General features: G+C 67.1%; 8 protein-coding genes. 3 read left to right on the top strand and 5 right to left on the bottom strand.

The genetic code is table 11. From position 1 onward, the window contains the following. A partial coding sequence (locus H7290_RS09520; protein ID WP_290513781.1) for a glycosyltransferase family 61 protein occupies positions 1-1,227 on the top strand: 1,227 nt, incomplete at its 5' end. After that, a complete protein-coding gene (locus tag H7290_RS09515) occupies positions 1,224-2,003 on the top strand; it encodes an FkbM family methyltransferase (protein WP_290513780.1) in 780 nt (259 codons plus the stop codon). The genes H7290_RS09520 and H7290_RS09515, both read left to right, overlap by 4 nt. Positions 2,004-2,105: 102 nt before the next feature. On the opposite strand, the gene H7290_RS09510 is transcribed toward H7290_RS09515, so the two are convergent. Further along, positions 2,106-2,930 (bottom strand): SGNH/GDSL hydrolase family protein, encoded by an 825-nt coding sequence (locus tag H7290_RS09510; RefSeq protein WP_290513779.1) that lies wholly within the window; start codon positions 2,928-2,930, stop codon positions 2,106-2,108. Positions 2,931-2,991: 61 nt separating this feature from the next. On the opposite strand from H7290_RS09510, the gene H7290_RS09505 reads away from it, so the two are divergent. After that, positions 2,992-4,275 (top strand): oligosaccharide flippase family protein, encoded by a 1,284-nt coding sequence (locus tag H7290_RS09505; RefSeq protein WP_290513778.1) that lies wholly within the window; start codon positions 2,992-2,994, stop codon positions 4,273-4,275. A 62-nt stretch (positions 4,276-4,337) separates the two neighbouring features. On the opposite strand, the gene H7290_RS09500 is transcribed toward H7290_RS09505, so the two are convergent. The 4 genes from H7290_RS09500 to H7290_RS09485 form a co-directional block, all read right to left on the bottom strand. After that, positions 4,338-4,901, bottom strand: coding sequence for a hypothetical protein (locus H7290_RS09500; RefSeq protein ID WP_290513777.1), 564 nt, complete (start codon positions 4,899-4,901; stop codon positions 4,338-4,340). 28 nt (positions 4,902-4,929) lie between these two features. Beyond that, a complete protein-coding gene (locus H7290_RS09495; protein WP_290513776.1) occupies positions 4,930-5,640 on the bottom strand; it encodes an FkbM family methyltransferase in 711 nt (236 codons plus the stop codon). Beyond that, positions 5,637-6,725: a glycosyltransferase gene (locus H7290_RS09490; protein WP_290513775.1), complete on the bottom strand. Its 1,089-nt coding sequence runs from the start codon at positions 6,723-6,725 to the stop codon at positions 5,637-5,639. Before H7290_RS09490 ends, H7290_RS09495 begins: the two co-directional genes overlap by 4 nt. 86 nt (positions 6,726-6,811) lie before the next feature. Continuing rightward, the coding region (locus tag H7290_RS09485) for a hypothetical protein (protein ID WP_290513774.1) at positions 6,812-7,480 on the bottom strand (669 nt) is incomplete at its 5' end.

Here is a 7,480-nt window from a genome sequence, read left to right as displayed (position 1 = left end):
CGCCTGAGCCGGCTGATGACCCGGTTACCCCCCGCGCTGCAACCTCTCTGGCCGGCGGCCAAGCTGACCCACCGGGCCGCCACACGCACAGTCGGGCGCATCACCCGTGGCTTCGGCCTTGGTGGTGACAGGGCAGTCCCACGCTCCGCTGCTCCCACCTCGATCGCCACGGCCGCCGGGGAACCGCACGACGTGCGACTCCACACGGGCGGACCCGCGGAGCACCTGCGGCGCGACGTCCCCCACGGGAGTCCCGCCGCCATGCGCTTCTGGGACGACGTCCGTGATCACGACGTGCCCCCCCGTTACGTCCTCGACGTCGATCAGGGGCGGCTCGTCGGCGACTATGCCGCCACCGTCACCCCCGGCGGCGTGCTGGACCTGCAGACCAGCAACTACTTCGGCATCCACGGCTGGCGCGAGCACCCGATCTACCTCAGAGGCCGACTTCCCGAGCCGGAGCACCTCGAGGGCAGTGTGCTCTCGCTCGCCTCGCATGCGTCGGGACGCAACTACTACCACTCGCTCATGGACACGCTGCCCCGCTGGGGAGTGCTCCAGGAGGCACTTCCGGGGACGCGGCCGGACCACATCGTGATCAGCCATCGCACCCAGTGGGACCGCCAGCTCATCAGCATGGCGGGCCTCGACGGGTTCCCGCTGATCGAGCCGGCCAAGAACATGTCCGTGCAGGCCGAGCGGCTCCTCGTCCCGTGCCTGAACAACCAGCGCACCCTGGCACCCCGCTGGATCACCCAGTGGCTGCGCGAGAACCTCCCGGCCCGTGAGGTCGCCGGACGACCCAAGCGGCTCTACGTCACCCGCGGCAACGTCCCGAACACCCGCCGATTCGTCCGGGAAACCGAGCTGATGGCGGCCCTCGAGCCGCTCGGGTTCACCCGATTCGACCCGGGTCCAGCCTCGGTGCAGGATCAGATCGATCATTTCGCCGCCGCCGAGGTCGTCGTCGCACCTCATGGCGCCGGGCTGGTCAACCTGAACTTCGCCCCTGAGGGAGTGCGGGTGCTCGAGCTCTTCGCACCCCGCTACCTCAATCCGGGCTACTGGGCCATCGCCGACAACATCAATGACTCGCTCTACCGCTACCTGGTCGCCGACCCGGTTGAGCCAGATCGCCCGGAGCGGCGGATGTCCGGCGTCCAGAACGACATCCATCTCTCCCCGCAAGCGGTGCTCGCCGCACTCGAGGAGATGCTCGCCGAATGAAGTCCCACGAACCCGGAGGCAACGCACACATGACAGATCAGTCCCTGACCAACCGGACCCGCGAGACCGGCAAGCTCTGGCTACGACGTGCTCTCCAGCGCGCCGACATCGAGATCGGCCGCGGTCCCTACGCGAGTCGCCTCGTGAAGACCCTGCAGTCGCGCCGGCTCGACACCATGCTCGACATCGGTGCGAACGTCGGCCAGTACGCGGTCCTGACCCGCAGTGCCGGCTTCTCCGGCACGATCATCAGCTGCGAGCCGCTGGACGGGGCCTTCGACGAGCTCAACCAGCGGGCATCGCGCGACGAGTGCTGGACGGCGCTCAAGACCGCCGTCGGCGCCGAGCCGGGCACGGCCACGATCAACGTCTCGCAGAACTCCTTCTCGTCCTCGATCCGCGACATGACGGCCGCCCACCTCGACACCGCTCCACAGTCGCGGTACATCGCCACCGAGGAGGTGCCGGTCACGACGGTGCGCGACCTGGTCACCTCGCACGACCTCGACCCGGCCCGCACACTCCTCAAGATCGACACCCAGGGGTTCGAGGGAGAGGTGCTGCGGGGTGCTGGCGACCTGATCGGCCAGGTCGGTGCCATCCAGCTCGAGCTCTCGTTCGTCGAGCTCTACGACGGTCAGCTGCTGTTCGACGAGCTCGTGGCACGGATGTCGGCGGACGGCTACCGCATCCAGCAGCTCGAGCCGGGCATCTCCGACCGGAACGGTCGGATGCTCCAGGTCGACGGGCTGTTCGTGCGGCTCGCCGACGACTGAGGCGTCGTGAGAACTACCTGACCCGGCGCACCCAGGGCGGCGAGCACGGGTTGGGTCGTGATGCCGGACCGTCGGCGTGGAGAGCAGCAGCGAGAGGCGCCCTCACGAGGGTCTGGCGCCCTGCACGAGATGCGTCTGGGTCTGGACCCACTCCTCGATCTCCCTGCCCAGGGCTGCGCCGATCAGCCGGTGCAGCTCAGGCGTGTAGTGGAAGCCGTCAGATGCGGCGAGTTCGAGGTCACCGCCGAAGTGCTCGTCGACAAGCTCGCTGACCCGGAAGTAGCGGACATTGGGTCGCGCGATCCGCTCGACGAGGTCGGCAATGGTTTCGTTCATCACCTTCATTCTTGTCGCCATTCCAGGGAACCAGCTGATGTACTTGCCGGTCGGAGGCAGCAGCTCGAACAGCACGACGAGCGGGCTGCCGACCTTCTGCACGTGCGTGATGTATTGCTCGAGGTCTGCTGCCACCTGCTTGGGCCGATGACGTCGCACAGTCGGGTCGATCGTCGAGTCGATCTTCGCCTGGAGCCGGGCCAGTGCCATCCACGAGGGTCGGAGCACAAGCCGCCGGTAAAGCCGGCCCGCCCGCCGCGGCTTGGCCCTGAGACTGTTCACATGACGTTCGAGCCACCGCGGCAGGAAGAGGTGGATGGTCTCGTAGTGCCCGTAGACCAGCACGATGACGTCTGGTGAGAAGCCCAGCACCTCCCTCTGCCAGGTGTTCAGGATCGTCGAGGTGCGCTCGGAGGGCATCGTGATGGTCCGCACGTCGCAGGGCTGGCCATCGGCAAGCAGCTGCGCCTCGATCGCCCGGGGGAAGGTGAAGTCGTCCCGCGGCCCTCCCATCCACGAGACCCAGTTCACCGTCGAGGCGCCCTTGACGAGAACCCGAAGGGGAAGGGGAAGGGGGAGAGATTGCGACACGGACTGCTCCTTGAATCGGGAGGACGACACGACAGGCTGCAGACGAAAGTATGCTCTAGCGGTGACCACGGTGGGCAACGAACCGAGCCGATCGCCGAAGCAGATGAGTGGTAGAGCGACGTTCGTCGTCCTGGTCGGCGGAACCTTCGGCCTCCAGGGACTCACGGTCGTCACCGGGGTCATCACCGCACGCCTCCTCGGTGTCGAAGGGCGCGGCATCGTCGCGCTGGTCTTTGCGCTCGGCCTCCTCGCTTCGCAGCTCACGCTCGGCGGCAGTCTGCCTACGGCACTGGCGAAGAACCTCGCCGAGCGTCACGTCGGTGCTCGCGACGGGCTCCGCGGGATCGTGCGTTCCCGGGCCTGGCTGATTCTTCTCCCGTGCATCGTCGCAGCGGGTTTCATGCTCTGGCTTCACAGATCAGATGCCGGGTCCGATCGGCTTTCCCTCGCGGCCATCATGTTCGCCATCACACTGCAGACCATCCTGTCCCGCCTGCTGATCGCCTCCTTGCAGGGTGAGGCCGGCCACCTCTTACGCATGATCGTCGTGGCCCTGATCCCCCAGTTCCTGTTCGCCGTCGCTCTGACCACTACTTTCCTCGCGGGATGGCAGTGGAGCACCACCGACGTGCTGCTCTCGTCCTTCGCCGCCTCGGTCATCGGGAACGTCATCGGCTTCGCGGCTCTGGCCCGCCCGACCCACCGCCGCGAGGACCGTCTCGACGAGCGGCATCTCTGGCGGGACACCCGCACGACATACGTGAGCAGCGTGCGCCCGCTGGACAGTCTCGGACTGGACCGGATCCTGGTCGGGACCTTCCTGGGCAACGCCGCCCTCGGCCTGTATGCCGCGGCAATCGCGGTCGGCAACCTGTGCGGCACGGTGGGCAACGCGGTGTCGGTCATCGTCCTGCCACAGGTGGCTCAGAACCACGCCGACCCCGACGCGCAGCGAGCCGTCGCCCGACGCTGGCTTCTCGTCACCGTCGGGCTCGTCATCATGATCGTCGTGTCCCTGCAGATCGTGGTGGCGCCGGTCATCCGCCTGGCGTTCGGCACGGACTTCGAGGGAGCCATCGGGACGGCCCGATGGCTCATCTTGGCCGACGGTTTCTTCGGGATCCGCAAGGTGCTCATCTCCATCCTGCAGGGCCAAGGCAGGGGGGGCACCGCGTCGTGGATCGAGCTGGCGCTCACCCCTGTGCTCGTGCTGGGCATCGGGGCGGCCTCACTGACCGACAACCTGCCGGCCGTCGGCATGACCATGCTTGCCGTGGGCGTCCTGAGCTGCCTCGCACTCGGCATCGCGCTGCGGAGCCGGGCGCCAAAGCGCGCCCACCGCTGAGCAACCATTCACCGGTGACTGGTCTCAGAAGGATTCCGAGTCGTGTCCCGCAGCGTCGGCGCTCATAACTGCACCTCTCGCGTGCCAACCTGACGAGCGGGCGAGCCAACGACGACCGCATAGTCGGCCACGTCGGAAAGCACGACGGAGTTGGCCCCCACCTGCGCGTGCATCCCCACCCTGATTGGGCCAGCCAGCACCACATGGGTCAGCACGATCGCCCCGTCGCCAACCACCGGGAACCCACCCGGGTCGTCCGGTTGCCTCACTCCGGCCGTCACTCCAGCACCGAAGGTCACGTTCGATCCCACGACGAACCCGTTGCCGAAAACCACTCCGTTCGGGTGCGGCATCAGCAGCCCCGGACCGATGTTCACACCCGGAACGAAATCCGCACTGACCAGCACCATGCCAAGTGTGCGAAGAAGGAATGCCGTTCGAATCCGCCCTTTTCGAAACGCAATCTGTTGAGCACGCACGATGACTGAAGCGGTGACTCCCGGATTGGACAGGCAGCGTGTGAATACTCCTCGCCATGTCGGCCTCTCGTCAGGACGATAGCGCCGAAGATCAGAGAAGACGAGGTCGCGAAAGCCGAGCCCCTCGGACGTGGTCAGCAACGACATGGCCCAGACGATAGTGGGAAGGAATTGTTCACCTGAAGAACACCCCGTCGATCTGAAGGATCTCACCAGATGGCGAGGCGTAGCCCTGCTCGATGCCAACCATCCGAAAGCCGTTGGAGTATGCCCAGCCGAGCGCCTCGTCGATGAGGATTCCGCCCTCGTAGAGGGGGACCAGGGACAGCTCGATCTGGAGGCCGACACACGACGCCACCGTCTCGCCGCCGCCCGCGAGGACCTCGCGCTCGAACCCTTGGGTATCGAGCTTGAGGAACGGCCGCCGGTAAGTCGCGATCAGCTCGCCGACCTCGTCGTCCAGCCGGGCCACCACGATGGTCTCCTGCCCAACATAGGTGATCGATGGCGCCGCCTCGACGTGCGCGTCAAGCATCGGCAGCAACGAGCTGCTGGCGCTGTTGGACGCGATGTTGATGGTGGCCTCTCCCGGCTCGGCGCCGAGGGCCGTGTTGCGAGCGGTCCAGAGCGGGTCGCTGGCAACCGTGGCGCTTAGCTCGGCAAATGCGGCGGCGAGGGGCTCGAACGAGACGATCTGCCCGGTGTAGCCGAATGACCGGAGCGCGGTTCCGTAGCCGCCGGTGGAGGCACCGACATCGAGGACGAGGTCGACCTCATGCTTGGCGAGGACCGACTGACGACGAGCGGCCGAGTGTCGCCGTACCTCGAATCCGTGACGTCCCAGCCGGGTCGCCGCCGAGTTGATGACTCGGGATCTCGTGCTCATCGGTCTGCCTCCGTGGCGTGCAATTGCCTTTGGTCTACGCGGAACTCGAGCTGCTCGTGCAGGTTCAGGGCCCAGATCCGAGGGGTGAGCCGGCTGCCCAGCGCTCGGCTGCCCTCCGACATCGTGCCCAGGCGTTCGGTGCTCAGCGTGGACATTCGCGCCATCGCCTCCGCAAGGGCGTCGATGTCGCCTGCTGGCACCGTCCAGCCGTTGAACCCATCCTGCAGCAGGTGGGGCACTGCTCCGACGCCGTCGGAACAGATCAGCGGGAGCCCGGCGACGGCGCCCTCGTGGACCACCACGCCGTACCACTCGATGTGCGACGGCATCAGCAGGGCCGAGGATTGGTGCATCCGGTCGGAAAGACCCGCGGGCTGCACGAAACCGTGAAGGTTGACTCCCCTGATCCCGTCGAACTCCGTCTTGAGGGGTCCGTCACCCGCGATGTCGAGATCCCATGGATCGTCGACCAACGTGCGGTAGCGGCGGTATGCCTCGGCCAGCTCGGTCGGCGCCTTGTGCCAGATCAGGCGACCGGTGAAGAGGAAGGTGCGGCGTCCTGCGAGCTCCTCGGGATCGCGGGGACCGCGGTCGAAGATCGGGGTGTCGGCCGAGTTGGCACCGCGGATGATGTCCTTGCCCGCGAACCCGATACGCCGCGCGAACAGCTCGGAGCGCTCACCGGGTACCCACGCACACTCGAAGAGCGGGTCGACGTAGAACCGGTGGGCCAGCAGGCCGATCCTCTGCTTCAGGCTGCCGTGCCAGAAGTTGCTGGTGAAGACGACCCGGAGCGCCCGGCCCTTCATCGCCTTCATGACGGCGCGGTAGCCCTTGCCGTCCCAGGACCACATGATCACGACATCCGGCCTGAACTCCTCCACGACGGGGACCAGCTCATCGGGCCCGGGCATCGTGTCCCAGACCACGCGCTCGACCTTGCGGCTCAAATTGTCCTGGTCGAACGGGGCGAAGGGCATCGAGCTCGGATGGACGAGCAGCAGCTCGTCACCGAGGTCACTCAGCTCGCGAAAGCAGCTGTCTTGGTAGGCCGTCAGGCCCGTCATCAGAACCGCGATGCGCAACGGAATTCTCCTCGATCATCGTGGGAACCGGACAATACCAACCGGGAGCCCGGCCGCTCACGTGGTCCTGTTGAACTTGTCACGGGTCAGGCCCGTTTCGTCCTGGGCCGGGCGCCCAGGATGCCCGCAGCGAAGCTCTCGGCCGTCGCGAGAGGCACGGTGCTGCGGCTGGGGGCGTCCGGGTCGCGGGCCAGCGCTCGATCAAGCGCGGCACCGATGCTCACCGCGGCGACATCGGCGATCTCGCCGCCGTCGGTCGCCCGCACCTCGCGGGCCCGCACCTCGGATCCGGCCGTCACCACCGGCACGCCCGCCGCCAAGGCCTTGCCCATGATACCGCTGGGGCCGTTGTTGGTCATCACGAGCGCGGCCACGTCCGAAGCGGCGACGAGCTGGTCGAGCACGACGTTGGACAAGAAGCCCTGCCGGGTGATCACCTCCCCGCCGGGCGTCGGTTCGATCGACTCCACCCACGCGGAGACCCCGGCAGACAGACTGCCGGCTAGCAACAGGTCTGCCTCGATACCGGCGGCCTGCATGGCCTCCCAGATCATGGGGGCGTTCTTGCGCTCGGAGACGCCGCCGAAGATTCCGATGATCCGTCGGCCTGCTGGGAGACCGAGCTCGGTGCGCAGCTCTGCTCGGTCGCGGGAATGGGCCGAGCAGATCGCGGGGTCCCTGACCCGTTTGACCAGCAGCCCCTTCGACATGTCATCGCGACCGGCAAAGCCGGCCACCCGGTGCAGCGAGCCGGT

Source organism: Aeromicrobium sp., assembly GCF_014378035.1.
Classification (GTDB): Bacteria; Actinomycetota; Actinomycetes; order Propionibacteriales; family Nocardioidaceae; genus Aeromicrobium.
Note: the sequence above shows the minus strand (reverse complement) of the source record. Positions and strands in the feature narration are given on the sequence as shown.

What these genes read in the sequence shown, in the direction of transcription:
- H7290_RS09515 (WP_290513780.1), top strand. Translation starts at nt 1,224, where the DNA reads ATGAAGTCCCACGAACCCGGAGGCAACGCACACATGACAGATCAGTCC.
- H7290_RS09500 (WP_290513777.1), bottom strand. Translation starts at nt 4,901, where the DNA reads ATGTCGTTGCTGACCACGTCCGAGGGGCTCGGCTTTCGCGACCTCGTC.
- H7290_RS09495 (WP_290513776.1), bottom strand. Translation starts at nt 5,640, where the DNA reads ATGAGCACGAGATCCCGAGTCATCAACTCGGCGGCGACCCGGCTGGGA.